Source organism: Deferrivibrio sp., from assembly GCF_055117995.1.
Map to the genome: position 1 here is coordinate 29,209 of NZ_JBSQOT010000003.1, position 24,746 is coordinate 53,954.

General features: G+C 36.2%; 24 protein-coding genes. 13 read left to right on the plus strand and 11 right to left on the minus strand.

All coding sequences use genetic code 11. The features are described from left to right. Positions 1–66 precede the first annotated feature (66 nt). Both ACTCAF_RS01595 and trxA read right to left on the minus strand, forming a co-directional pair. Positions 67–255 carry an FmdB family zinc ribbon protein gene (locus ACTCAF_RS01595; protein WP_463061552.1) on the minus strand — a complete coding sequence of 63 codons (189 nt, stop codon included), beginning with the start codon at positions 253–255 and terminating at the stop codon, positions 67–69. Between the two features lie 16 nt (positions 256–271). Then, complete coding sequence (trxA, locus tag ACTCAF_RS01600; RefSeq protein ID WP_463061553.1) at positions 272–589, minus strand: thioredoxin; 318 nt, start codon at positions 587–589, stop codon at positions 272–274. A gap of 145 nt (positions 590–734) precedes the next feature. On the opposite strand from trxA, the gene pepD reads away from it, so the two are divergent. Beyond that, complete coding sequence (gene pepD / locus ACTCAF_RS01605; protein WP_463061554.1) at positions 735–2,114, plus strand: beta-Ala-His dipeptidase; 1,380 nt, start codon at positions 735–737, stop codon at positions 2,112–2,114. Here pepD and ACTCAF_RS01610 read toward each other — a convergent pair. The 4 genes from ACTCAF_RS01610 to ACTCAF_RS01625 are packed head-to-tail and all read right to left on the minus strand — an operon-like array spanning position 2,097 to position 6,235. Further along, positions 2,097–2,786 (minus strand): tRNA (5-methylaminomethyl-2-thiouridine)(34)-methyltransferase MnmD, encoded by a 690-nt coding sequence (locus ACTCAF_RS01610; RefSeq protein WP_463061555.1) that lies wholly within the window; start codon positions 2,784–2,786, stop codon positions 2,097–2,099. The genes pepD and ACTCAF_RS01610 overlap by 18 nt on opposite strands. Further along, on the minus strand, positions 2,758–4,320 hold the full coding sequence (gene nadB, locus ACTCAF_RS01615) for an L-aspartate oxidase (protein ID WP_463061621.1): 1,563 nt from the start codon (positions 4,318–4,320) through the stop codon (positions 2,758–2,760). The genes ACTCAF_RS01610 and nadB overlap by 29 nt, the downstream gene beginning before the upstream one ends. Next, the gene (locus ACTCAF_RS01620) at positions 4,320–5,045 is read right to left on the minus strand and encodes a DUF6588 family protein (RefSeq protein WP_463061556.1); all 726 of its coding nucleotides are present in this window, start codon (positions 5,043–5,045) and stop codon (positions 4,320–4,322) included. Before ACTCAF_RS01620 ends, nadB begins: the two co-directional genes overlap by 1 nt. Continuing rightward, complete coding sequence (locus ACTCAF_RS01625; protein WP_463061557.1) at positions 5,042–6,235, minus strand: hypothetical protein; 1,194 nt, start codon at positions 6,233–6,235, stop codon at positions 5,042–5,044. Before ACTCAF_RS01625 ends, ACTCAF_RS01620 begins: the two co-directional genes overlap by 4 nt. A gap of 109 nt (positions 6,236–6,344) precedes the next feature. Here ACTCAF_RS01625 and eno point away from each other — a divergent pair, with 109 nt between their 5' ends. Genes eno through ACTCAF_RS01640 form a run of 3 tightly spaced genes read left to right on the plus strand, consistent with a single transcriptional unit; the run spans position 6,345 to position 9,633 of the window. Then, the gene (gene eno, locus ACTCAF_RS01630; protein ID WP_463061558.1) at positions 6,345–7,631 is read left to right on the plus strand and encodes a phosphopyruvate hydratase; all 1,287 of its coding nucleotides are present in this window, start codon (positions 6,345–6,347) and stop codon (positions 7,629–7,631) included. Between the two features lie 9 nt (positions 7,632–7,640). After that, positions 7,641–8,738: an aminopeptidase gene (locus ACTCAF_RS01635; protein ID WP_463061559.1), complete on the plus strand. Its 1,098-nt coding sequence runs from the start codon at positions 7,641–7,643 to the stop codon at positions 8,736–8,738. Then, a complete protein-coding gene (locus tag ACTCAF_RS01640) occupies positions 8,731–9,633 on the plus strand; it encodes an iron-containing alcohol dehydrogenase (RefSeq protein WP_463061560.1) in 903 nt (300 codons plus the stop codon). Before ACTCAF_RS01635 ends, ACTCAF_RS01640 begins: the two co-directional genes overlap by 8 nt. A gap of 182 nt (positions 9,634–9,815) precedes the next feature. Here the strand turns inward: ACTCAF_RS01640 and ACTCAF_RS01645 are convergent, their stop codons facing one another. Then, positions 9,816–10,388, minus strand: a complete 573-nt coding sequence (locus tag ACTCAF_RS01645; RefSeq protein WP_463061561.1) for a lytic transglycosylase domain-containing protein — start codon at positions 10,386–10,388, stop codon at positions 9,816–9,818. 80 nt (positions 10,389–10,468) lie between these two features. Here ACTCAF_RS01645 and metF point away from each other — a divergent pair, with 80 nt between their 5' ends. The 8 genes from metF (at position 10,469) to meaB (ending at position 19,874) form a co-directional block, all read left to right on the plus strand. Further along, entirely contained in the window at positions 10,469–11,320 is an 852-nt protein-coding gene (gene metF, locus ACTCAF_RS01650) for a methylenetetrahydrofolate reductase [NAD(P)H] (protein ID WP_463061562.1), read from the plus strand. Then, positions 11,317–12,210: a radical SAM protein gene (locus ACTCAF_RS01655; RefSeq protein WP_463061563.1), complete on the plus strand. Its 894-nt coding sequence runs from the start codon at positions 11,317–11,319 to the stop codon at positions 12,208–12,210. The genes metF and ACTCAF_RS01655 overlap by 4 nt, the downstream gene beginning before the upstream one ends. Beyond that, a complete protein-coding gene (locus ACTCAF_RS01660) occupies positions 12,210–12,854 on the plus strand; it encodes a phosphorylase family protein (RefSeq protein ID WP_463061564.1) in 645 nt (214 codons plus the stop codon). Before ACTCAF_RS01655 ends, ACTCAF_RS01660 begins: the two co-directional genes overlap by 1 nt. A gap of 186 nt (positions 12,855–13,040) precedes the next feature. Then, entirely contained in the window at positions 13,041–14,585 is a 1,545-nt protein-coding gene (locus ACTCAF_RS01665; RefSeq protein WP_463061565.1) for an acyl-CoA carboxylase subunit beta, read from the plus strand. Between the two features lie 20 nt (positions 14,586–14,605). Next, positions 14,606–16,126 (plus strand): acetyl-CoA carboxylase biotin carboxylase subunit, encoded by a 1,521-nt coding sequence (locus ACTCAF_RS01670; protein WP_463061566.1) that lies wholly within the window; start codon positions 14,606–14,608, stop codon positions 16,124–16,126. Positions 16,127–16,136: 10 nt separating this feature from the next. Further along, complete coding sequence (locus ACTCAF_RS01675) at positions 16,137–16,670, plus strand: acyl-CoA carboxylase biotin carboxyl carrier protein subunit (RefSeq protein WP_463061567.1); 534 nt, start codon at positions 16,137–16,139, stop codon at positions 16,668–16,670. 74 nt (positions 16,671–16,744) lie between these two features. Further along, entirely contained in the window at positions 16,745–18,907 is a 2,163-nt protein-coding gene (scpA, locus tag ACTCAF_RS01680) for a methylmalonyl-CoA mutase (protein WP_463061568.1), read from the plus strand. Then, positions 18,894–19,874, plus strand: coding sequence for a methylmalonyl Co-A mutase-associated GTPase MeaB (gene meaB, locus ACTCAF_RS01685; protein WP_463061569.1), 981 nt, complete (start codon positions 18,894–18,896; stop codon positions 19,872–19,874). Before scpA ends, meaB begins: the two co-directional genes overlap by 14 nt. A 195-nt stretch (positions 19,875–20,069) precedes the next feature. Here the strand turns inward: meaB and ACTCAF_RS01690 are convergent, their stop codons facing one another. From ACTCAF_RS01690 to ACTCAF_RS01705, 4 genes are read right to left on the minus strand one after another with little or no spacing between them, the layout of a single operon-like run. Then, on the minus strand, positions 20,070–20,981 hold the full coding sequence (locus tag ACTCAF_RS01690; protein WP_463061570.1) for a hypothetical protein: 912 nt from the start codon (positions 20,979–20,981) through the stop codon (positions 20,070–20,072). Between the two features lie 56 nt (positions 20,982–21,037). Beyond that, complete coding sequence (locus ACTCAF_RS01695; protein ID WP_463061571.1) at positions 21,038–21,679, minus strand: response regulator transcription factor; 642 nt, start codon at positions 21,677–21,679, stop codon at positions 21,038–21,040. Further along, positions 21,676–21,969, minus strand: a complete 294-nt coding sequence (locus tag ACTCAF_RS01700; RefSeq protein WP_463061572.1) for an MTH1187 family thiamine-binding protein — start codon at positions 21,967–21,969, stop codon at positions 21,676–21,678. Before ACTCAF_RS01700 ends, ACTCAF_RS01695 begins: the two co-directional genes overlap by 4 nt. Continuing rightward, positions 21,970–22,689: a tRNA1(Val) (adenine(37)-N6)-methyltransferase gene (locus ACTCAF_RS01705; RefSeq protein WP_463061574.1), complete on the minus strand. Its 720-nt coding sequence runs from the start codon at positions 22,687–22,689 to the stop codon at positions 21,970–21,972. 136 nt (positions 22,690–22,825) lie between these two features. On the opposite strand from ACTCAF_RS01705, the gene ACTCAF_RS01710 reads away from it, so the two are divergent. Beyond that, entirely contained in the window at positions 22,826–24,745 is a 1,920-nt protein-coding gene (locus ACTCAF_RS01710) for a transketolase (RefSeq protein WP_463061575.1), read from the plus strand. Position 24,746 lies beyond the last annotated feature (1 nt).

Here is a 24,746-nt window from a genome sequence, read left to right on the forward strand (position 1 = left end):
AAAATAAAAGGCACCGCAAATTCGGTGCCTTTTTTGTACGCCGGACCCCGGCGATAGATTTTAAGCTCAGCTAAATCCCGAAGAGCCACAGGATGCTGTGGACGTGTTACCCGAAGAAAGAGATGAAATTTTACTCATTTTCTTTTCTACGTTATCAGATTTGCAGTTTGGGCATTCAACCTTTGTATCCTGCTTGATAACAAGTTTTGAAAAGCTATTTTTACACTCTTTGCATTCGTATTCGTATATAGGCATTTATCCCCTCATTATTTTAAAGATGTTTATTTAGTGCATCAACATAAACACCTTTAGGTTGAACGCCAATAAACTGCTCAACAACTTTTCCACCTTTGAAAATAATAACAGTAGGGATACTCATAATCCCAAATTGAGCAGCAAGTTGCTGGTTATCGTCTACATTCACTTTTCCTACTTTTGCTTTACCCTCAAACTCAGTGGCAAGCTGATCGATTGTTGGAGCAAGCATTTTACAAGGTCCGCACCACACAGCCCAGAAGTCCACCAACACTGGAACATCACTATCTAACACTTCGCTCTTAAAATTTTCACTTGTAAATACAGTAGCCATCAATAACCTCCTATTTTGATTGATTTCACAATATATATTTTATATAAAAATTGTCAACAAAAACGAAATTATTTTGTATGGTTGGAAAAAGGTACAATAGTTAAAATATATGAAAATATTTGCATATTTATATGTTGGAGGAAAAATGACTGAGCAAGTTTTAAAGTATTTTAAAGAAATTTCTGAAATTCCAAGATGTTCAAAAAATGAGAAACATATAATCGGATATTTGAAACTGTGGGCAGAGAAAAAAGGCTTTCGTTATAAAGTCGACCGGGGTGGTAATCTTGTTGTTTATGCAGGCAAAGGTTTAAACGTTATTGCTCTCCAGAGTCACGTGGATATGGTTTGCGAAAAGTTGAAAGATAGCAATCATGATTTTGAAAAAGATGGTATAAAGCTTGTTTTTGAGGGTGATTTTGTGAAGGCCAGTGGAACGACACTCGGTGCTGATAATGGGGTAGGGGTGGCTATTATGATGGCGCTCTGTGATGATGAAGATATATTGAGAAATTTAAGCCTTGAACTTTTATTTACCGTTGATGAAGAGACGGGGTTGAATGGAGCAAACAATCTTGAAAAAGGGCTTCTATCCTCAAAGTATATGATTAATCTGGATACGGAAGATGATAATGAAATTATAATAGGTTGCGCAGGTGGAAGAGATATTTATGGTGAAAAGGGGTATGATTTTATTGAAAATGGTGAGAATAGAGGCTACCTGATTGAAATTAAAGGTCTTTTTGGCGGACATTCAGGTATTGATATTGATAAAAACAGGCTTAATGCAGTTAAAATTATGGCTGAAGTCCTTCTTAGTATTGACGATGTAAAGATTTCAAGTATCTCAGGCGGTACGAGACACAATGTAATTCCGGTCAGCGCAAGTTCAAGTATTTTAACAGCTTATCCTTTTAAACACTTGCAACATATTTGTAATGATATTTGTGAAAAGTACAGAAACGCAGAGCCGGGACTTTCTATAAATATTACGGAAGATACTCTGTCTTGTCAGTATATTGATGAACTTAATAGCAGAGAGATATTAAATCTCATTTCAGAATTACCTTCAGGGGTAATACACAAGGAAGGTGAATATGTCGTAACATCTGCAAATCTTGCAAAAGTTCGGACTGAAGATAAAAATATCAAGTTTTTGCTGAGCATCAGAAGTTCGGTAAAGGATTTTAAAGAGAAAATTTATCATGATATTATGTCCAAATTTTCTGAATATGGATACAATGTTTTTGGGGATAATGATTATCCTGCCTGGCAGCCGGATTACAATTCAAAGCTGCTAAAGATTGCAGAAGAGATTTACAGAAAAAGATATAATGATTTGAAAATTAAAGTAGTCCATGCAGGACTTGAATGCGGCATTATAAAAGAAAAATATCCGGATATCGATGTGATTTCCATAGGTCCGGATATAGATTTTCCTCACAGTGTGAATGAAAGGGTAAGGATTTCATCCATAGGCAAGACTTACACTTGGGTAAAAGAAATTTTAATGACTCTTTTTTAGCAAAGTCCCGGGTTGGAAATCATTGGGCAGGTTTGGGGTGGAGAATACTTTAAAACATGCCTCTTCAAACTCTTTCCTGATTTTTTTACTGCAGGCGTATGTGACAACAACACCATCATTATCAAGTAAATCGTACAGTCTTTTAAATATTTTGATATCCCACATTTCAGGATTTTTTGATTTGCTGAATGGATCAAAAAATATCACATCAAACTTTTTGTTTATTTTAAATATGGTTTTTGATGCATCTCCGAAATGTATATTGAGACTAAAGTTATCTTCGACTGTGCTTTTTAGAAGTTTTCTGAGTATTTCATAACCTTTATAGGGGAAAAATATTAAGTTTTCTTTGACAATTTCAGGCAATTCACGGTCAATTTCAAGGGAAATTATTTCAAGTCTGTTGGTTGCTCCGGATTTGATAGCTTCATCAATTGTTATTGCAAGATTATAGCCAAGCCCAAAGCATATATCAAGCAGTTTTACGTTACCTTTCTTCAATCTGTCTATTATCCCTGAGCCCAGCACAAATTTATAAAGGCTTTCATTGTAAGCACCTACCGATTTGGCTCGATATGCTTCATTGTATGTGAGATTGAAGAATGAAAACGAGCCGTCAGTAGTAGAGAATATTTTTTTGTCTTTACCGTATAGTGGGACTAAATTGGGCATTTTCAAAAACTATATGTCTTGTATCATTCATTTTTTCGGGATAATCATCTCTGAAATGACCCCCACGGCTACCTTTTCTGGCAATTGCAGCTTCTGTCATAAGCTTTGACACTATAAACATATTCTTCAATTCTCCTGAATCTCTGTCGTATGGCATCTTTTCATAAAACTTAGGAAGATAGTTATCTATAAATTCAAGGGCAAAGCTTAAAGATCTTTCATTTCTAACTACACTCACATTTTCCCACATAATATTTTGTAGCTCGGTTTTCAGGAGTGCGTAATTTAACTTATTGTCCATCGAAGGTTTTATAGAAACAGCAGGCTTTGATGGTTCATCATATTTCGTATCTATTATCGCGGCCTTTGCTGCTCTTGCCCCAAATACAACACCTTCAAGAAGTGAGTTACTGGCCAGCCTATTTGCTCCATGTACCCCTGTACAGGCAGTTTCTCCGCATGCGTAAAGTCCATATATATTTGTTCTTCCCCACACATCGGTTTCAATGCCACCCATGTAATAGTGAGCGGCAGGGCTTACAGGTATTAAGTCTTTAGTAATATCAATTCCATATTTCAGACAGGTAGAGTATATTTTGGGAAATCTGTTTTTTACATAAACACTGTCAAGATGGGTGAGATCCATAAAAACGTATTTGGAGTCTGTTTTTTGCATTTCAAAAAATATTGCTCGACTGACAACATCTCTTGGGGCAAGCTCACCCATTTCATGGTAATTGTGGCAAAATCTTTCGTAATGAATATTTTTTAAAACTGCGCCTTCACCTCTCATCGATTCGCTGAGAAGAAAGGCAGGAGCATTTTCCACATGAAGCCCTGTCGGGTGAAATTGAAAAAACTCCATATCTTTTAATGTGGCACTCGCTCTGAAGGCTATCGCCATTCCATCCCCTGTGGCAACCTCGGGATTTGTAGTCCTTTCAAATATTCTGCCTGCGCCTCCAGTTGCAACAATTACAGCTTTGGAGTAAAAGTAATGAAAGGAATTATCGTTTTCATCAAGAGTTATAATTCCGCACACTTTGTTATCACATTTTATCAAATCAACCACAAAGTAATTTTCAATTTTATCAATCTTATCGATATTATTTACATAATCCTTTAGAGCTCTGACAATTTCATGACCGGTGGCATCGCCGCTTGCATGTATGATTCGGTTTACGCTGTGGGCGGCTTCCCTTGTAAATGAAAGGTGGTCCCCATGCATATCAAATTTTGCGCCCATTTTAATAAGCTCTTTGATATATTTAGGTCCTTCCTCAACAAGTGTCATTACCGCGTCTTTGTCACACAGACCGTCACCAGCCCTGATTGTGTCTTCATAATGAAGATAGATATCATCATCGTCTGAAAGCGCTACAGCCACACCACCTTGTGCATACTCCGTATTGCTTTCACCAAGTGAAGATTTTGTGATTATTGCAACTTTACCTTGCCTGGAAAGCTCTATGGCGGCTCTTAGACCCGCCACGCCACTTCCAAGCACAATATAGTCATAAAAGCTTGCGTTTATCAAAATCTCAGCCCCAGTTTTAGTCCGTATTGTTTAACTTCGCCGATACTTGCTTCAACGGTAATATTCAACAGAGGAAGTGGTGAAACCTGAAGCCCCAAAAGTCCCCTGTAAATTGTCTCATGTACATCATCAAGAGTTACAAGGTCACTGTTTTCACTTGCGTTTACACGGAGCATCGTAATGCCTGCGTATGGTGTAAGAAAAAGAAAGCCTTTACTTATCATAAGATCGCCAGAGTAAGTGTTTACATCAATTTCATCTATCCCTTCAAGTTTTGAAAAAGCGCCCCTTATGCTAATAGCAGGCATTGTTATACCACCTTCAAGTATTGCATATTTTACTTCTACACCCCAAAGTTTGATGTCAGTTGAAGGAACAGATGAGTACATTGCTCCAACATCTATATTAAAAGGCAGCCCTTTTTGGAGGTGAATTCTGGCAGTAGGAATTGTAGGAATTGTATCACCATTCTTGAATGTTAATTTCCAATAATCTTTGTCGTCGTTTATTTCTGTAACTATTACTTCTGCTGCGGCATCAAAGCCAGTAATCCCGAGAGGCTCTGCGGGGGACATAGGGTTAAATGCAAGGGCAACGCCAAGTTCTTTGGTAGCAGATTTAAACATATCCTGAGTAAGGCCTGGGTCAAGCTTGATATCTTTGGCAAAAGATGTGACCGTTGAGATTAAAATGGCTGCGGCAACCAGTAAAAATTTTTTCATCTTTTCCTCCTTTTCAAATCCGGTAGACCGGTATCTTTGTAGAGATATTTCTTGCTTCTTGTAAATGCACCAAATTTTATAGATTTACATTTTTTCTTTAGCTCTTTAAGCATATTTTTAACGCCCAAAATCTCTTCTTCCAATATTGTACCACTTTTAAAAAAAATGTCACTATCAATTGCCATATTGGATAATTTCAAAAAATTTAGATTATATGTGGTAATAAAGTCGATTAGGCTCTGGACATTTGGTCTTATATCTGTAAATCCTGGCAATATATTGAGGTTAAGGATTATTTCAAAGTTATATGTTTTGGAAATGTCGATGAGTTTCTGGGCATTTTTAAAATAAGTTTCATACTCCTGATGAAAGCCAAGAATATTGTGTGCAATAGAATTGTTAAGAGAAGAAATATTTAGCGTTACAAGATCAATGTCAGAATTCAAAATTGATTTTATGGTATCAATGTTAATCTGGTAAGGTTCTATATTTATAGTTATATTATCATTCTTTTTAATCTCTTTTATACAATCGCATACTTTCTGGATAATTTTATCTTGTGTAAGATTTGCAAATGTTATGACAAGGTCTTTTTGAGAATTATTTAGAAAATTAATCATTTCAGATATTTCTTGTACGGAGTTGTTTTCAAGATAATAAGTATCAAGAATAAGCTCATTTCCGAGTGGTGTGAGATTTTCGATATCTTTATATATGCTTTTTGACATTTTGGCGAAATGCCTGATCAAATTATTTGAGCCGCTATATGTGCTTAGTATATCTTTAAAGCTTCTTGCCTGGGTGATATCAGATGTGAGTATATCTATTTTTATGGCTGAAAAATAAAATTTTTCATCCATAAACCCCACTGCGGTGCAGGCTTCGTTTATGGGCTTGCTGTCTTTTGTTTTCAGAAATGCTGGCAGGCTAACCCTGAGATATCCTTTGGGAGGCACAACGTAAATGGGATAACCTCCATCAAATTCGATGATTTTGGCGCTTTCCTGATCATAGGCATATGGTTTTGCGTTTTCGATAAATTTAATTTTTGAGTATTTAGGAAGCTCTTCAAGCTCAGATTCATATGGGACAATGTTGAATATATTGGTTTTGCAACACATTTTAAGAGTAGGGTGGTCGTAAATTTGTCCCTTTTTGTCAGCAAAAAGAAGATTTGGTATTTTGTACATTTATTGTATCACCTTCTGATGGATATTAAAATTCGGGCTAAATACTATTGTTTTTTTATCTTTTTTGCAATATATAATTCATAGTTTTAAAAATAATTTGAGGTGAGTTATGACTGATATTATTGATGTTTATGCCAGGGAGATTTTGGATTCAAGGGGTAATCCCACTGTTGAGGTTGAGGTAGTTACAAGCGATGGGACAGTAGGTACTGCGGCGGTGCCTTCAGGTGCTTCTACAGGGGAGTTTGAGGCGGCAGAGTTAAGAGATGGTGATAAAAACAGGTTTATGGGTAAAGGTGTACTGAAAGCTGTCCAGAATGTAAATGAAATCATTGCCCCTGAAATAGAAGGAATTGATGTGCTGGAACAAAAGCTTATAGATGAAATTTTGATTGATATTGACGGTACGAAAAATAAAGAAAAGCTTGGTGCCAATGCTATTCTTGGTGTTTCGCTTGCATGTGCAAAAGCGGCTGCCAATGCACTCGGGTTGCCACTTTACAAATATATAGGTGGAGTATTTGCTCATCAGTTGCCAGCACCAATGATGAATATTTTAAATGGTGGTAAGCATGCTGATAATAATGTGGATATTCAGGAATTTATGATTATGCCCCTTGGAGCATCTTCATTTAAGGAAGCTTTGAGAATGGGGACAGAAACTTTCCATAGCCTTAAAAAAGTACTGACTGAAAAAAGGTACAATACAGCTGTTGGCGATGAAGGTGGCTTTGCTCCAAATCTCAAATCAAATGAGGAAGCACTTGAAGTGATTTTGATGGCCATTGAAAAGGCGGGGTATAAGCCTGGTGAAGATATATATCTTGCTCTTGATGTTGCATCAAGCGAACTTTATAAAAATGGAAAGTATATAATGGCTGCAGAAAAAAATCCTGAAAAGACTGCTGCGGATATGATTGAATATTATAGATATCTTGTTGCAAAATATCCGATTATTTCAATTGAGGATGGTCTTGCTGAGGATGACTGGGAAGGGTGGAAAATGCTGACTGAAGCAATCGGTAACAAAGTCCAGCTTGTTGGCGATGATCTTTTTGTGACAAATACAGAAAGGCTTAAAAAAGGTATTGATAACAAAATTGCAAACTCAATACTTATTAAACTGAATCAGATAGGAACACTTACCGAAACCCTTGCAGCTATTGAAATGGCTAAAAGAGGAGGTTATACCTGCGTAATTTCTCACCGCTCAGGTGAAACTGAAGATACTACAATTGCAGATTTGTCAGTGGCTGTAAATGCCGGTCAGATTAAGACCGGTTCAGCGTGCAGGACTGACAGGGTGTGTAAATACAATCAGCTGATAAGAATTGAAGAAGAATTGCTTGATCAGAGCAGTTATCCGGGGTTGTCAGCTTTTTATAATTTGAAGTAAGGAGTATTAATGTTTTATGAAGAAAAGCTTGCAAGGCTTATTTGTGAATATAGCCTTGAAATAAAAGAAAATCAGGTGGTCGAAATAAGGGGTGAAGCATGTGCCGAGCCCCTTATTAAGGCCTGTTTTAAAAAAATACTGCAGATGGGTGCATATCCGATAGTTAAAATGAGTTTTGCTGATCAGATGGCGCTTTTTTACAGGTATGCCAATGAGAAAATACTTAAAATGATTCCCGAAAGTATTATGGTGGCAGCAAAGACTCATGATGCAATGATTTATATTGATTCCGAATCAAATACCAAGCAGTTGTCGGGTGTAGATAAGCAGAAAATAGCTGTCAACAGAAATGCCACAAGAGTTTTGAAAGATATTATGTTTGAAAGGGAAGCTCATGGAAAATTCAGGTGGAATATTGCACCTTACCCTACTGCAAGTATGGCTCAGGATGCCGAAATGGATTTTGAGTCATACTCTGAATTTGTTTTTGACGCTTGTAAACTCAATGAAGATGACCCTGTTGAAGCCTGGAAGAATGTCAAAAGATTTCAGCAGGGCATAGTTGATAGATTGACAGGTGTCAAGTCTATCAGGATATTAGGTCAACAAACCGACCTAACTTTAAACGTTGAGTCAAGGAAGTGGATAAACTGCTGCGGCAAACATAATATGCCTGATGGTGAAGTTTTTACAAGCCCGGTGGAAAATAGTGCTGAGGGTGAAATGTATTTTGATATGCCAACATCCTTTTTGGGGGTTGAGGTTCAGGGGGTTTATCTCAAGTTTGAAAAAGGGAAAGTTGTTGAAGCAAAAGCAGAAAAAAATGAAGATTTTCTTTTGAAAATGCTTGATACTGATGAAGGTGCAAGGTTTGTAGGGGAAATAGCATTTGGTCTTAATGAAAATATCAAGTTTCCAACAAAGAATATTCTTTTTGATGAAAAAATTGGTCAGACAATGCATTTAGCAATAGGCTCATCGTATCCTGAGGCTGGCGGCAAAAATAAGTCGGGACTGCATTGGGACTTGATCAAGTCTATGAAAAACGGCCGGGTTTACGCTGATGGAAAACTCATTTATAAAGGTGGAAAGTTTATTGATGGATAAATTTTATTTTTATGGTCCTGTAAAAACTTTTTTTAAACCTGAAAAGGAAGAGATTTTCCGTGAGTTGTTAACGTACTATGATAAAATAGGAGTTATTTCCGGGAAATCAGCCATATATAAGACAGGTTTCAGAGATTTTCTTGTAACTACTTATCAGGAAAAAGAGTTTTTATTTTTTGACGAAGTAGAGGAAAACCCTTCAATAAATACCGTAATAAAAGGGGCAAAATTTTTAAGAAAAAATAGGTGCGAAATCGCCATAGGTTTTGGGGGCGGGAGCAGTCTTGATGCAGCAAAAGCAATGGCATTTTTTGCAAAAAATGAGGGTGGCTTTTATGAAATGCTTTCAAAACAAATAGTAGAGCGTTCACTCCCCCTTATACTTGTCCCAACCACCTGTGGCACCGGAAGTGAGGTAAATAATTATAGCATAATAACTGATGTAGAGAAAGCAGACAAAATAAATTTTTCTAAAGAGACTACTTTTGCTGATTTTGCAGTCTTGTTGCCTGAATACTTGACATTTCTTAACGAAGAGGTGCTTATTTCAACCCTTTTTGATGCTTTTACCCATGCTTTTGAAGGGTATATTTCTCTAAAGGCAAACCCTTTCAGTGATTATATTGCTGAGGCAGCCTTAAAAAATATAATTAGCATTTTAAAAACATATTCAGAATGCAAAAGCTTCGACTATGAGAAAGCTTTATATTCTTCTTCGCTTGCCGGTTTTGTCATACTTCACACCGGCACAACACTGCTTCACGCTTTTGGATACTATCTTACAAACCATAAAGGGATACATCACGGAAAGGCCAATGCTTTACTTCTTCCGGTTTACTTTAAGATGCTCAAAAATAGCTCTGTGAAAAAAATGAAGAGGTTGAACGCATTATAGATAGCAATGAATTCGATATTTTTGGATTTATTGATGAATTTTATAATAAATCTTTTATTAAAAATATTTTAGATGAAAACGAAGTGGAAGACTTTGTAAAATATGCCATTGGCAAGAAAAATGCCACGTTTACCCCTATTGAGACAAATTTTGAGAGTATTTTGAAATATTTTCAATAAACTTTAAGGGGTATAAATCTCGAGTATTTTTTTTATGTATGATTTTGTTTCTTTAAAATCCGGTATTGCCATATTTTTTAACACATTTCCAGGCCCGGCATTGTAGGCTGAGAGAGCAAGCTCAAGATTGTTAAATCTCTTTAATTGGATTGACAGATATTTTACACCTGCCTCAATGTTTTCCTTGTAATTAAATGGTTTTGAGTATCCCATCTCAAAAAAAGTAGCAGGCATAACCTGCATAAGCCCTATTGCACCTGTTCTTGAAATGGCAAATTCATTATATTTGGATTCCACCTGTACCACCGCTTTTACAAGTTTTGGATCTATATCGTACTTTGGTGCAACCTGGTCAATGTAATCATTGATTGTTTTTTCAGATGTTGGTCTAATAATAATCCCGGTGTCAGTTACAATATACTTGATCAGGAGATATACACTTGAGGTTCTGGTTTTTAAAAAAAATGGGTTTATTAATGCTTTGGGGTTTAATGTGGTTATAAAACAAAAGAGATTTAGTATTGCAATGTACGAGATGAATGCCACAAAGATTAATTTATATACTCTTGATAACATATCTTAATATTTCATAAAAAGTGCTTGCGGTCAATTGTTTTAATGTGTTATTTTCCAATAAAAAATTATATGGGGTAATAATGAAAATTTCTGAAATTTTGAACAAAAAGGAGTTTATAGTTTCTTTTGAATTTTTTCCACCAAAAAAGGAAGAGAATGAACATATTCTTTTTGAAACTATTGAGAAATTAAAACCTTTTAATCCTGATTTTGTTTCAATAACTTATGGGGCTGGTGGAAGTACAAGGGATAAAACGGCTTACTGGACAAAACTTATAAAAAAAGATTTTGATATAAATGTTATGATGCACCTTACATGTATTGCAGCAACGAAATCTGATATAGATGCTAACCTCAGTATGCTTGAACAGGAAGGTATTGAAAATATTCTGGCTTTGCGTGGAGACCCACCCAGGGACTTTCCTGAGGATAAAATAAAAAAAGAATTCAGGTATGCTTATGAGCTTGTAAGTTTCATCAAAAATAGAGGGGATTTTTCTGTTGGTGTTGCGGGATATCCCGAAGGGCATATTGAATCTGAAAATCTTGAAAAAGATATAGAACATCTTAAGCAAAAGGTTGATTGTGGAGCAGATTTTGTTGTTACCCAGCTTTTTTTTGATAATACCTATTTTTATGATTTTTTGGACAGGGCAGCTAAATATAATATTAATGTGCCAATTATACCTGGAATTATGCCTATAACAAATATAAATCAGGTGATAAAATTTACAGAGATGTGTGGTGCAACTGTTCCAGAAACTTTAATTAAGGAAATGATTGATAAATCTGAAGAAGATATGTTTAAAATTGGTGTTGAATACGCAATTAAGCAATGTATAGATTTGAAAAAAAATGGAGTTAGAGGACTTCATTTTTACACATTGAACAAGTCTGAGGCTACTAAATTGGTACTCGAGGGTTTATTGTGATAATTGACTACGCTCCTGACTACACTTATCCGCTTTATAGACCACCAAGTGAGGCTTATTCACTGATATTTCAGATAACTGAAGGCTGTTCATACAATAAATGTACGTTTTGCGGTATGTATGTAGATAAGAAATTTTCATTAAAACCTTTTGAAAAAATCAAAATAGAAGTGGAGAGAATGCCTGAAAAATACCGACTTAATGTGCGGAGAATATTTCTGGCTGATGGTGATGCTGTTTCTTATCCTACTGAAGGGCTTATCAAAATTCTGGACTATTTAAATGACAGATTTCCTTATGTTGAGAGAATCAGCTCTTATGCCGGTCCTCACGCGATAATGAAAAAAAGTATTGATGAGTGGGTAGAGTTTAAGAAAAGAAAGTTGAATCTTTTATATTTTGGGCTTGAGAGCGGGAATAATGAAGTGCTTGAATTAATGAATAAAGGGATGAAAAGTGATAAGGTAAAGCCTAAAGTTATTGATATTCAGGAAATAGGGATAAATTTTTCCGTGATGATTATTTTGGGTGCAGGCGGAAAACTTTTGTCAGATGCCCATGTATGTGATACTGCCTTATGGATTTCTCAGGTTAATCCTAAATATTTAGGGATGTTGACGCTTTTTATCAGACGAAAAAAAGATTATTTTGACAAGATTCAAACCCCTACAGTTGGTGATTTGATTACAGAGTCAAGAAAGATTGTCGAAAATATAAATGGCAGCGGAATTATTTTCAGAAGCAACCATATTTCTAATTTTGTTACACTGAAAGGAGTGCTTAAAGAGGACAGAGACAGACTTTTAAATCAATTGGATTATACTTTAGAATACATTAGAAAAAATGATCTCTTCGATAAATATCCTGATTATTACAGGGAAGAATTTTGATGAAGCCTGTGAAATATATTTTTATTCCATCTATCAGGGAAGCAAGACTGATATTTGATTGTAATTTTGAACTGGATGAATACGGCTACTACATTGGAAAATTTAATGATTTTAAAATAATTGTTTCAGGTGTGAGTAAAACCAACATTTCAATTGTTGCCACAATTTATTTCTTAAAACAGAAACCTTCAGTTGCATATCTTGTGGGGATTGCTGGCTGTTATCGTTATTCAGGTGTTGGGATAGGTGATTTGGTTTCCATAAGATATGATTATTTTGTAGATGAAGGGATGGTATTTGAAGATAAGATTGTTTTCTTGAGTGAAATGGGATTTCCTGTGTGTAAAGACAACAGGGTAAGTTTTTGTGAGTATGAAAAACTGAAAATTGTAGATTCCAATACGGTTTCTTTTTTAAGCAGCTCTGATGATATTGCAAGGTTGTATTATGAGAAAACCGGTGCCTCAATAGAAAACATGGAAGGTGCAAGTTTCGGGCTTGTTTGTTCGGTGTTTGGGGTAAAATCTTATCACATCAGAGGTGTATCAAATTATTGTGGCAACCGTAATGAGCAATCGTGGGATACAAAAAAATCGACATCCTCATTAAAGAATTTTTTTTTGCAATCAAATCCAGATATATAGTTAAGTAAATATAAAATACTATTTCATAACAGAATAATTGTTTTGTCTTATTAACTATTTCATAAACACGTTTTTTTAATTTATTGTTTTGAGTTATTTATTATACTGCTTATTAAATTAATTTTATTGACAACAAAAGTAAATTATGTTTTATTATTGCGACATAAGCTGATATAGGGGGAAAGTATGGAAGAAAAAATCAAACAGTTGATGGAGCTTAATGAGAAAGCAGAGCTCGGTGGTGGTGTTGAGAGAATCAAAAAAATGCATGCTCAGGGGAAGCTTACTGCAAGGGAAAGAATTGATAAACTATTGGACAAAGGGACTTTTGTAGAGCTTGATAAGTTTGTTGTTCACAGATGTAATTATTTTGGAATGGAAAAAAATAAGATTTTAGGTGATGGTGTAGTTACAGGGTATGGAAAAATAAATGGTAGAACAGTTTTTGTTTTTGCTCAGGACTTTACTGTATTTGGTGGTTCACTTTCAGAAATGTTTGCCAAAAAGATATGTAAAATTATGGACCTTGCCATGGAAGTTGGCGCTCCCGTAATAGGCCTTAATGACTCTGGAGGTGCAAGAATTCAGGAAGGGGTGCTTTCGCTGGCAGGTTACGCTGATATTTTCCTGAGAAATAGTCTTGCAAGTGGAGTTGTTCCTCAAATTTCTGCAATTATGGGGCCTTGTGCCGGTGGTGCAGTTTATTCACCTGCCTTAACAGATTTTATCTTCATGGTTAAAGAAACAAGCTATATGTTTATTACCGGCCCTGAAGTTGTAAAAACAGTTACAAGTGAAGTCGTTACAAAAGAGGAGCTTGGTGGTGCTATGACCCACAACACCAAGAGTGGTGTAGCACATTTTGCAGCAGAAAATGATGAAGATTGTCTTCTTAAAATAAGAGAACTTATGAGCTATCTTCCAAATAACAATATGGAAGACCCTCCTGTTGTTCCTACAAAAGATGACCCCAACAGGACAGAGATGTCTTTAAGAGACCTTGTTCCTGTTGATCCAAATAAACCTTATGATATGAAAGAGATTATTACGAAGGTTGTTGATGATGGCAATTTCTTTGAAGTTCAGGAATTTTTTGCAAAAAATATAATTGTTGGCTTTGCAAGGCTTAACGGTAAAACTGTTGGTATTGTTGCTAACCAGCCTTCTGTACTTGCCGGAGCTCTTGATATAGATTCGTCCGTTAAAGGTGCAAGATTTGTAAGATTCTGTGATGCGTTTAATATTCCTCTTCTTACTTTTGTGGATGTTCCAGGGTTTATGCCTGGTGTTTCCCAGGAATATGGCGGTATTATAAAGCATGGTGCTAAACTGCTTTACGCCTACTGTGAGGCGACAGTTCCAAAAGTAACCGTAATTACGAGAAAGGCTTATGGTGGCGCTTATGACGTTTTGAGCTCCAAACATGTGCGTGGTGATATTAACTATGCATACCCTACTGCTGAGATTGCTGTAATGGGGCCAGATGGTGCAGTACAGATTTTGTTTGCAAAAGAGGTTGCAAATGCTGCTGATCCGGCTGCAAAAAAGAAAGAGTTGACCGACAGTTATAGAGAGACGTTTGCCAATCCATACAGGGCAGCAGAACTTGGATTTGTTGATGAGGTAATTCTTCCTGAAGATACCCGCCCAAGATTGATTCAGGCGTTTGAACTTCTGGCTAACAAGCGTCAGTCTGTTCCACCTAAAAAACATGACAACTTGCCATTATAAAACGCTTATTGGAGGAAAACATGCCTGAGATAAAAAAAGTATTGGTTGCAAATAGAGGAGAAATTGCGATTAGGGTTTTTAGAACTTGCAGGAAAATGGGGATTAAGACTGTTGCAATTTATACCCATGCTGACAGAAAGGCTCCTCATGTAAGATATGCTGATGAGGCCTATTGCATAACTGACAGTCCTGCTGATACAAGTTATTTAAAGCAAGATAGAATAATAGATATTGCCAAAAAGACAGGGGCAGCAATTCATCCGGGCTATGGATTTTACGCTGAGAATGCTGGGTTTAGAAGGGCTTGTGATGATGCAGGGGTAATATTTATAGGGCCTTCAGCCGAACATATCGATATGATGGGTAGTAAAACCGGAGCAAGGGCAGTTATGGCTGAAGCCGGTGTGCCTACTGTTCCAGGGACAAAAAATCCTATTAGAGATATTGAGGAAGCAAGAAAGATTGCAAGGGAGATTGGTTATCCCATTATGCTTAAGGCAGTCTATGGTGGCGGCGGAAAAGGGATGAGATTGGTCCATAAGGAAGAGGATTTTGAATCGTCTTTTAGAACAGCAAGCAGTGAGGCCTTAAACGCATTCGGCAATGGCGATGTATATATGGAAAAATTTATTATAGAGCCTCACCACGTAGAGGTTCAGGTTATCGGCGATATGCATGGAAATGCAATACACTTATTTGACAGAGAGTGTTCCATACAAAGAAGACATCAAAAAGTTATTGAAGAAGCACCTTCCCCTTTCATATCAGAAGAGACAAGGCAAAAGATGTGCAGTGTAGCTGCTGAGGCTGTAAAGAAAATTGGATATTTCAGTGCAGGTACGTTAGAGTTTATAGTTGGTGCTGATCAAAATTTCTATTTTCTTGAAATGAATACGAGGTTGCAGGTCGAACATCCAGTAACTGAGCTTATTACGGGTATTGATATAGTCAGGGAAATGATTTTTGTTGCCGAGGGTAAACCATTAAATTATGCTCAAGAAGATGTACAACGAAACGGGCATGCTATAGAATGCCGTATCTATGCAGAAGATCCTGCAAATAACTTTGCACCGTCTCCGGGTCTTTTGACAGTTTATCAGACCCCTGAAGGCCCTAATGTAAGGGTGGAAAGTGGTGCGTATCAAGGGTATGAGATTCCGCTTTATTATGACCCAATGATAGCAAAGGTTTGTGCAAATAGTAAAACTCGCCAGGGTGCAATTGAAAACATGAAAAGGATACTTTCTGAATATATGGTGGCAGGTATTAAAACATCTATACCTTTCCACTTGAGCGTATTGAAAAATGAGACTTTCCTGAGCGGTGTTTATGATACAGGTTTCATTGATAACAAGTTCGACATGGAAGAGATGAAAAGAAGAGAAAATGAGGATGTGACCGTACCTGTTATTGCAGCTGCAATCAAACAGCTTCTTTCTGAAAAGATTTCTGCTGCTCGTGCCGTTACAAGACCTGAAGTTGGGGATTCAAACTGGAAACGCTTTGGTAGAAGTGTAAACTTTGCAAAAACATTAGGATAAGAGGTGGAATATGGCTGTTAAAAGAAAATATTTTGCAAATGTAGAAGGGCACGAGGAAGAGCTTGTAGTTGATTTGACCGAGGTAAGCCCTTCAAACTATACAGTTGTTATGGGGGAACAGGAATACAAAGTAGATTTTGAACAGATAAATGAAACAATATATTCAATTATCATAAATGGCAGGTCATATGCCATAGATATGAGTGAAAAAGGTGATAAGTTTGAAGTAATTGTTGATGGAGATAATTTTAATGTTGAAATCTTAGATGAGATGAAAAAGCTCATGAGGATGAGGACATCTTCAACAGTTGAGGGGAGACAGATCATAGAAGCACCTATGCCAGGCTATATCTGGAAAATGCTGAAAGAACCAGGTGATGAGGTCAAAGCTGGTGAGCCTATAATGATTCTTGTGGCGATGAAAATGGAGAATGAAATCAAGTCTCCAAAAGATGGTGTTGTTACAGAAATATTTGTCAAAGCCAGCGAAGACCCTAACGAAAGCACAGTCAAAATGGGTGATAAACTGGCAATAGTAGAATAAATTTATGGGCCTGCTTAAACAGGCCCTTTTTACAGATATTTGTATCTAATTTGTATTAAACAAAAGAGGTTTCTATGAAAAAATATACTATTAAAGATTGGGAGAATCTCGCAAAAAAGGAAATTAAAAGTGACGATTTGTCAAAGCTTATATGGAATACCCCGGAGGGTTTCCCTGTAAAACCCCTTTATACGCTGGAAGATATTGAAAATCTTGAGACCATTAACACATTGCCAGGACTTGAGCCTTTTATAAGGGGTCCAAGAGCTACTATGTACACTGTAAAGCCATGGACAATAAGGCAGTATGCCGGGTTTTCTACTGCCGAAGAGTCCAATGCATTTTATAAAAAAAATCTTGCCGCAGGTCAGCAGGGGCTTTCTGTTGCTTTTGACCTTGCTACCCACAGAGGTTACGACTCAGACCATCCAAGGGTAGTAGGGGATGTGGGAAAGGCCGGAGTTGCTATTGATTCTGTTGAGGATATGAAAATTCTTTTTGACGGAATTCCGCTTGATAAAGTTTCTGTTTCTATGACAATGAATGGGGCAGTGATACCTATAATGGCAAATTTTATTGTTGCAGCAGAAGAGCAGGGGGTCAGTCAGGAAAAACTTGCGGGCACTATACAGAATGATATTTTAAAAGAATTTATGGTTAGAAATACTTATATCTATCCGCCTGAGCCTTCAATGAGAATTGTGTCAGATATTATTGAATACACAAGCAAATATATGCCAAAGTTTAACTCTATCAGTATAAGCGGGTATCATATTCAAGAAGCAGGGGCAAATTGTGCGCTTGAACTTGCTTTTACTCTTGCTGATGGGCTCGAATATATCAGAGCTGCATTGTCAAAGAGTTTAAATATTGATCAGTTTGCGCCAAGACTGTCATTCTTTTTTGCTATCGGGATGAATTTTTTTATGGAAATTGCAAAGCTTAGAGCCGCAAGACTTTTGTGGTCTAAGATTGTAAACGAGTTTAATCCTAAGGATCCAAGATCGATGGCTCTAAGAACACACTGCCAGACATCAGGCTGGAGTCTGACCGAACAGGACCCTTACAATAATGTTATAAGGACTACTATTGAAGCTATGGCTGCAGTCCTTGGTGGCACGCAGTCTCTTCATACAAATGCCCTGGATGAGGCAATCGCTCTACCTACTGAATTTTCTGCAAGAATAGCAAGAAATACTCAGATTATTATTCAGGAAGAGACAAATATTTGTAATGTGATAGACCCTCTTGGAGGTTCATATTACATTGAAACTCTTACCAATACGTTAGCTGAAAAGGCCTGGGAGATTATTGAAGAGGTTGAGGAGCTTGGAGGGATGACAAAAGCTATTGAAACAGGGATGCCAAAGCTCAGGATAGAGGAATCTGCTGCAAGAAAACAGGCAAGAATTGATGCAGGGCTTGATACTATTGTAGGTGTAAATAAATATAGACTTGAGAATGAAGTGCCAGTTGAAATCCTTGAGATTGACAATACTGCAGTGAGGGAAGCTCAAATCAGGCGTCTTAACAAGGTAAAGTCTGAAAGAAACAACGATGCTGTCAGAAATATACTTGAAAAATTGACAAAAGCTTGTGAAAATAAAAAAGAAAATCTTCTTGAAATTGCTGTTGAAGCAGCAAGACTTAGGGCAACTGTCGGTGAAATATCCGATGCTATGGAGAAGGTTTTTGGAAGGCATAAAGCTGAGGTAAGACTTCAATCAGGAGTATATATGAGTGAAGTTTCTGATAAAGAAGATTTTGTTCAGGTTAAAAATATTGTTGATAGTTTTGCCGAGGAGATTGGAAGAAGACCCAGAATACTTATTGCAAAGATGGGCCAGGATGGTCATGACAGAGGGGCAAAGGTTGTGGCCACAGGTTATGCTGATCTTGGTTTTGATGTAGATGTGGGGCCATTGTTTCAAACTCCTGAAGAAACTGCGAAAATGGCGGTCGAAAATGATGTGCATGTGATAGGTGTGTCAAGTCTTGCAGCCGGACATAAGACACTTATTCCTCAACTTATAGAAGAATTGGAAAAACTTGGTGCTGATGATATCATTGTAACAGCAGGTGGTGTAATTCCAAAGCAGGACTATGATTTTCTTTACAAAAGCGGTGTTGCATGTATTTTTGGCCCTGGCACTCCGATTCACAGGGCAGCAAAAGAGGTAGTTGAGGCAATAAAGGCAAAAAGATACCCAAAAGCAGTCAAAAATGCAAATAGATGAAATAGTTAAAGGGGTGCTGTCTGGTAGCAGGCGGCACCTTGCCAAAGCTATAACTCTTATTGAAAGCAGAAGGGAAGAAGATTTCAGGAAGTCTCTTAAACTTCTTGATGCTATTGTACCATATTCGGGAAATTCTATAAGAATTGGGATAACAGGAACTCCCGGGGTTGGGAAAAGCACATTTATTGAATCATTTGGACTTTATCTGATTGATAAAGGTTACAAGGTCGCTGTTCTTGCAATTGATCCTTCTTCTCAAAAAACAGGTGGCAGCATTCTTGGTGACAAAACGAGAATGGAAGAACTCAGCAGACATGAGATGGCTTTTATAAGGCCTTCTGCTTCCGGTAAAACGCTTGGTGGTGTTGCAAGAAAAACAAGGGAGTCCATGATAGCTTGTGAGGCAGCTGGTTACAATGCTATTTTGGTGGAAACAGTTGGAGTAGGTCAATCTGAGGTAGCGGTAGCAGATATGGTTGATGTTTTTACATTGCTTTTATTGCCAAATTCAGGTGATGAGCTGCAGGGGATAAAGCGTGGGGTAATGGAGTTATCTGATATTATACTTGTGAACAAAGCAGAAGATGACAACCTTGATAAAGCAAAACTTGCAAAATCCCAAATTGAAAACGCCCTGATGATGCTTTCCCAGAGGGATGACGGATGGAATGTGCCTGTAATACTGACAAGTGGGTTAAAAAAGTTTGGTTTTGATGATTATTTTGCTTCTTTAGTTGAGTTTTTTGATTTGATGAGAAAAAACGACTTTTTTCAAAAAAAAAGGCAATCTCAATATTTGTCCTGGATGTGGTCGATGGTTGATGACTATATAAAGGAAAAAATACATTCTGATAAACATATGAAAGAGATAATCGACAACTGTCAGGAAAAGATAGTTTTGAAGGAAGCATCCCCTTTTTCAGTGGCAGAAATTTTGATTGATAATCTGAAAAACATTTTTGAGTAGATTTATCAAATAGCTTGAATAGAAAAATCAAATAATTTCTAAAAAGTGTTGACAAAAGACAGTCATACTGTATATTCTCTATTAGGTATTTGATAGAAATACCAAATACCCTCCTCCCCCCTCCTTAAAATATATGGAGATTGCCGGCTTCAACGAGGCCGGCTTTTTTAATGTTCAAATTTTGTTGGTTTATATTTAGAAAGAGATTTTTATACAAAAGTCCTTAGTGGTGGATCGCCATTTTAGCTTGAATCTATTTTTACTTAGGAGTTTTTCCGCAATGTTTAATCCAACGCCCAATCCCTTATGAACATCTTTAGAAGTATTAGAGTTGTTTATATTGTTTTTAATTAGAAGATATTTTAAATTTTTGTATAGCCCTGACTTTATTGTTATCCTATTTAAACCATAATTTTTTGTGTTATCGAATATCAAATAAAGGGCATTGTAGACTTCATCTTTTGTGCAGGTTGCATATATTTTTTTCCCATATTTTTTAATGTAAAATGAATTTTTTAAATCAAAATCCTCGATAATATTTTCAATTAGTTTAACAATATCTACGTTTTCTTTGGAATATGAATTGATACTTAATTTTTCTGTTATTTTGCTAATGTTGTTCAGGTCGGTTTCAAGCATTTTGTTAATATTTACAAGTCTTGTGAGTGCGTCTTTTTTCCCTTTGTTTAATAGCTCAATATTTATTTTTGTGGTGGCGAGAAAGTTTCTCAACTTGTGTGAAAATACAAGGAATACTGCTTCGACAGTCTTTAAATACTGTTTTTCTCTGTCAAGTGTTCTATAAATTGTCAGATAATAAAGGATTGCTACAGAGAATATAATTATTATATCCCAGTATAAAAGAAGTAGCATTTTGTCCTTTATCTGATTTTTTATAAAATCTTCTTTAATATAGAAATAATTGGGTTTCTTGATTTCAAAAAGCACATAATTATTTTTTATAGAACTATCGTTTACTATTTTTAAATAATCAGGTAGCGTAATTCTTATATTTTTTGATATAAGCTCCTGATACAGCATAATTTCTTTTTTTAAATTTTCTTCCGTCTGAAATTTAAAGGTTTGAATAAAAATAAAATTTATCATTGTTAGCCCTATGATAATTACGGTTATCAGAAAAAAGAAAAATTTTAATTCAAATCTCAGGCTTTTAATTTATATCCCCTTCCTTTGTAGGTGATTATTGAATCTTCAGGGAGAATTTTACGTAAATTTTTTATATACGTTCTGATCGACTCTGTGCCAACGGGTTTGTCCCCCCAAACTCTTACAAGAATTTTTTCAAATTCGACAATTTCTCCCCTGTATCTGATTAATAGGCTCAGCAGTTCCCATTCAATTTTAGTAAGTGTAATCTCAATGTTATTTTTATAAAGTGTTTTTTCTTTTAGATTAATTTTTATATTGTCTATAGTTATGCAATCATCACAATAGACCCTTTTGGATAAAGCCTGTATTCTTAAAACAAGCTCCTTCGGGTCAAAAGGTTTTACGATATAGTCGTCACATCCGTTTTGGAAGCATATCTCCTTTGAGGCTATGTCATCCTTAGCGGTAATAACTATTACCGGTATGTTAATGTTTTTATTCTTGAAAGTCCGAAGCAGGTTTTCACCTTTTTTGTCTTTAAGCATAAGATCAAGCAAAATAATGTCATAATTTTTAACTTCATAATATAAAGATTCATCAAAAGGGAAGCATATTTTCACTTCATACAATTCTTCCAGATACTCTTTCAATGACTCAGCCAGTAAGATGTCATCTTCAATTATAGCTATTTTCATATCTGTTTCATAACGGATTCTACTTTGTCAGACATTTTACCTGTTCTGTTTTTTCTGTAATCTATTTTTATGGAAATTGAAATTCTGTTGCAGTCATCAAGACTTTCAATGGCTTTATTAATAATATCAAATACTTGTGAAGTGTTTTCCCCTGCAATGATTGTTCCCATAGGGGTCAATTGCCATTCAAGTCCGCTTTCTTTAATTACCTTTACTGCTTTTGAAACGTATTTGGAGACGCTTTCCCCCTTATCAAGTGGTGTTATACTTACATATGCCATAGCTTTCATTTATGCCTCCTCATCTGTAAATAGTTTATCAAAATTTTTGTTATTTTTCCCGTTTATTTTTTGAAAAATTGGCGGCTCGACTCTTAGTTCAATTTTCGCAGATTTTTTGAATTCAACAAAAACAAGTTTTGCCGGTTTGTCGATGTCAGGATGAAAAAACATTATTCTCTTCGGTTCAAGGTTGAAATTTCTGCAGTTTGCAAGAAGATTTTCTGTCAAGTCGGCATCATATGATATATAAAGGCTTCCTGAATTTTCAAGAAAGCTATTGGAAAACCTGAATATATCATAAATATTCATCTCGGTATCAAATCTTGCTATGTTTTCATCAGTGCTGTTACAAACTTTACCAGTGTTAATTTTTCTGTAAGGTGGATTAGATATCATAAAGTCATATCTTTTTTCAGGTCTAAAGGACTTAATGTCTTCCCGAACAGGTTTTATAACATTTTTGCATTGATTTAATTCTATTGTTTTATTTAAACAGTAATACATACTCTGTTGGTACTCAAGTGCATCTATATTTTGAAATTGATGAATTTTGTGGAGTAGTAATGAGATAACTCCACTGCCAGCGCCGATATCAAGTGCATTATTTATATTTTTCTTTTTAACAAACCTCACAAGAAGAACAGAGTCAAGGGAAAATCTGAATCCGTTTTTGGGCTGACAAATTTTATATTCATTATTTAAAATAGTATCTATTGTTACATCTGCCATAATGATATTAAATATATTATGGGTGAAAAATGACAAGCAAAATTTTAAAAAAGCCCAGAATTCAAATTATCGCCAACATTGGTTGACCTTGTCGTAAATTTAATATATAGTTTCAGCAAAAAAATAAGGGGAAAACATGAAAAATAGAGGCTTTAGCGGTAAATTGAGCTTAGAAGAAAAAGAATCTTTGCAAAGACTTGCCACTGTTTGCAGAGGAGATATTTTAAAGATGACGACTCTTGCAGGAAGTGGCCATCCTGGCGGTTCAATGTCTTCAATTGACCTTTATCTTACAGTTTACAAATTTGCAAACATAACTCCTGAAAATTTTCGTATGATTGACCGTGATAGGGTTGTGGTTTCGCATGGGCATACTTCACCCGGTGTTTATTCAGCTCTCGGGCGTAGTGGTTTTTTTAATATTGATGATGCAATTGCCTATTTCAGGCTTGCAGGCAGTATTTACGAAGGTCACATAGAAAGGATGGTTAACGGTGTTGAGTGGACTACGGGTAATTTAGGCCAGGGGCTTTCTGCAGCGTGCGGTATGGCTATTGCGGGCAGGGCAAATAAACTTGATTACAATATCTATGTTTTTATGGGGGACGGTGAACAGCAGAAGGGGCAAATCAGTGAGGCAAGGCGATTTGCGGTGAAGTATAATTTAAATAATATTACTGCAGTGGTTGATTACAACCGCCTTCAGATAAGTGGTGATATCGAAAAGGTTATGCCTCAAAATATCAAAGATGAATATATTGCTGATGGTTGGGTAGTTATAGAAATTGACGGGCACAATTTTGATGAAATATATGATGCATTTGTAAGGGCAAAGTCTATTGACAGACCGGTACTTATTCTTGCCAATACCACAATGGGTAAAGGTGTGTCATTTATAGAAAATATTGCTGATTATCATGGTAAGCCCTTGAGTTTGGAACAGCTTGATTTGGCTCTTAAAGAGCTTGGCGTTGAAAATGATATTGAAAAATATGCTAAAAAGAGAAAAGAGTTTGTTTATAATAAAGAAGAGCATAAAATTTTCCGATACGACACTAAAATTCAAAAAGGGATGCCAAAAGTTTACCCGGCTGATGTAAAAACAGATAATAGGTCTGCTTTTGGTAATGCAATAGCGGACCTTATCCAACTTGCATCAATAAGTAAGGACTCAACTCCAATCGTTACATTTGACTGCGATCTTGCCGGCTCTGTAAAGCTTGATAAGGTAATGAAAGACTTTCCTGAGAACTTTATTCAGTCAGGTATTCAGGAGCACCATACTGCTGTTGCTGCCGGAGCTGCAAGTGTAAATGGGGTAATATCTGTTTTTGCAGATTTTGGAGTGTTTGGGGTTGATGAAACATATAACCAGCAAAGGTTAACCGATATTAATGATGGAAATTTGAAATTGGTAACGACTCATGTGGGCATTGATGTGGGGGAAGATGGGAAGACACATCAATGTATCGATTATGTGGGTGCAATGAGGAACATTCCCAACTTTAAAGTACTTGTCCCTGCCGATCCAAACCAAACAGACAGGCTTGTAAGATATGCAGTTGGTGAATATGGAAACTTTCTCGTGGCAATGGGGAGGTCAAAAATACAGGTTATTACAAAAGATGATGGCAGTGTATTTTTTGATGAAGATTATGAATATTCTTACGGTAAAATTGATATTATTAGAGATGGAAAATATCCTTTGATTACATATGGTACTATGACTAACTATGCTTTAAAGGTCAGAAAAATTCTTTTGGATAAGGGGATTGAGCTTGCAGTTATCAATATTGCTTCCCCACTTGAGTTTGACATTCTGAGCCTTAAAAAATATATCGATAGCGGATACGTTTTTACGTATGAAGATCACCTCATTTTAAGTGGTGTTGCTGCTACTTTATCTATGAAAGCTATGGAGCAAGGTATTAGTTTTAAATTGAAGGCATTTGGACCTTCAAACTATGCTTACTCAGGTAAACCGGATGATATATTCAAGTTGTTAAAACTTGATCCTGAAAGTGTAGCTAAATCAATTTTAGAAGTTTTAAAATAAA

Excerpts from the sequence above, each read along its gene's own strand:
- ACTCAF_RS01595 (WP_463061552.1), bottom strand. The coding sequence starts at position 255 with ATGCCTATATACGAATACGAATGCAAAGAGTGTAAAAATAGCTTTTCA.
- trxA (WP_463061553.1), bottom strand. The coding sequence starts at position 589 with ATGGCTACTGTATTTACAAGTGAAAATTTTAAGAGCGAAGTGTTAGAT.
- pepD (WP_463061554.1), top strand. The coding sequence starts at position 735 with ATGACTGAGCAAGTTTTAAAGTATTTTAAAGAAATTTCTGAAATTCCA.
- ACTCAF_RS01610 (WP_463061555.1), bottom strand. The coding sequence starts at position 2,786 with ATGCCCAATTTAGTCCCACTATACGGTAAAGACAAAAAAATATTCTCT.
- ACTCAF_RS01620 (WP_463061556.1), bottom strand. The coding sequence starts at position 5,045 with ATGAAAAAATTTTTACTGGTTGCCGCAGCCATTTTAATCTCAACGGTC.
- ACTCAF_RS01625 (WP_463061557.1), bottom strand. The coding sequence starts at position 6,235 with ATGTACAAAATACCAAATCTTCTTTTTGCTGACAAAAAGGGACAAATT.
- eno (WP_463061558.1), top strand. The coding sequence starts at position 6,345 with ATGACTGATATTATTGATGTTTATGCCAGGGAGATTTTGGATTCAAGG.
- ACTCAF_RS01635 (WP_463061559.1), top strand. The coding sequence starts at position 7,641 with ATGTTTTATGAAGAAAAGCTTGCAAGGCTTATTTGTGAATATAGCCTT.
- ACTCAF_RS01640 (WP_463061560.1), top strand. The coding sequence starts at position 8,731 with ATGGATAAATTTTATTTTTATGGTCCTGTAAAAACTTTTTTTAAACCT.
- ACTCAF_RS01645 (WP_463061561.1), bottom strand. The coding sequence starts at position 10,388 with ATGTTATCAAGAGTATATAAATTAATCTTTGTGGCATTCATCTCGTAC.
- metF (WP_463061562.1), top strand. The coding sequence starts at position 10,469 with ATGAAAATTTCTGAAATTTTGAACAAAAAGGAGTTTATAGTTTCTTTT.
- ACTCAF_RS01660 (WP_463061564.1), top strand. The coding sequence starts at position 12,210 with ATGAAGCCTGTGAAATATATTTTTATTCCATCTATCAGGGAAGCAAGA.
- ACTCAF_RS01665 (WP_463061565.1), top strand. The coding sequence starts at position 13,041 with ATGGAAGAAAAAATCAAACAGTTGATGGAGCTTAATGAGAAAGCAGAG.
- ACTCAF_RS01670 (WP_463061566.1), top strand. The coding sequence starts at position 14,606 with ATGCCTGAGATAAAAAAAGTATTGGTTGCAAATAGAGGAGAAATTGCG.
- ACTCAF_RS01675 (WP_463061567.1), top strand. The coding sequence starts at position 16,137 with ATGGCTGTTAAAAGAAAATATTTTGCAAATGTAGAAGGGCACGAGGAA.
- scpA (WP_463061568.1), top strand. The coding sequence starts at position 16,745 with ATGAAAAAATATACTATTAAAGATTGGGAGAATCTCGCAAAAAAGGAA.
- meaB (WP_463061569.1), top strand. The coding sequence starts at position 18,894 with ATGCAAATAGATGAAATAGTTAAAGGGGTGCTGTCTGGTAGCAGGCGG.
- ACTCAF_RS01690 (WP_463061570.1), bottom strand. The coding sequence starts at position 20,981 with ATGATAAATTTTATTTTTATTCAAACCTTTAAATTTCAGACGGAAGAA.
- ACTCAF_RS01695 (WP_463061571.1), bottom strand. The coding sequence starts at position 21,679 with ATGAAAATAGCTATAATTGAAGATGACATCTTACTGGCTGAGTCATTG.
- ACTCAF_RS01700 (WP_463061572.1), bottom strand. The coding sequence starts at position 21,969 with ATGAAAGCTATGGCATATGTAAGTATAACACCACTTGATAAGGGGGAA.
- ACTCAF_RS01705 (WP_463061574.1), bottom strand. The coding sequence starts at position 22,689 with ATGGCAGATGTAACAATAGATACTATTTTAAATAATGAATATAAAATT.
- ACTCAF_RS01710 (WP_463061575.1), top strand. The coding sequence starts at position 22,826 with ATGAAAAATAGAGGCTTTAGCGGTAAATTGAGCTTAGAAGAAAAAGAA.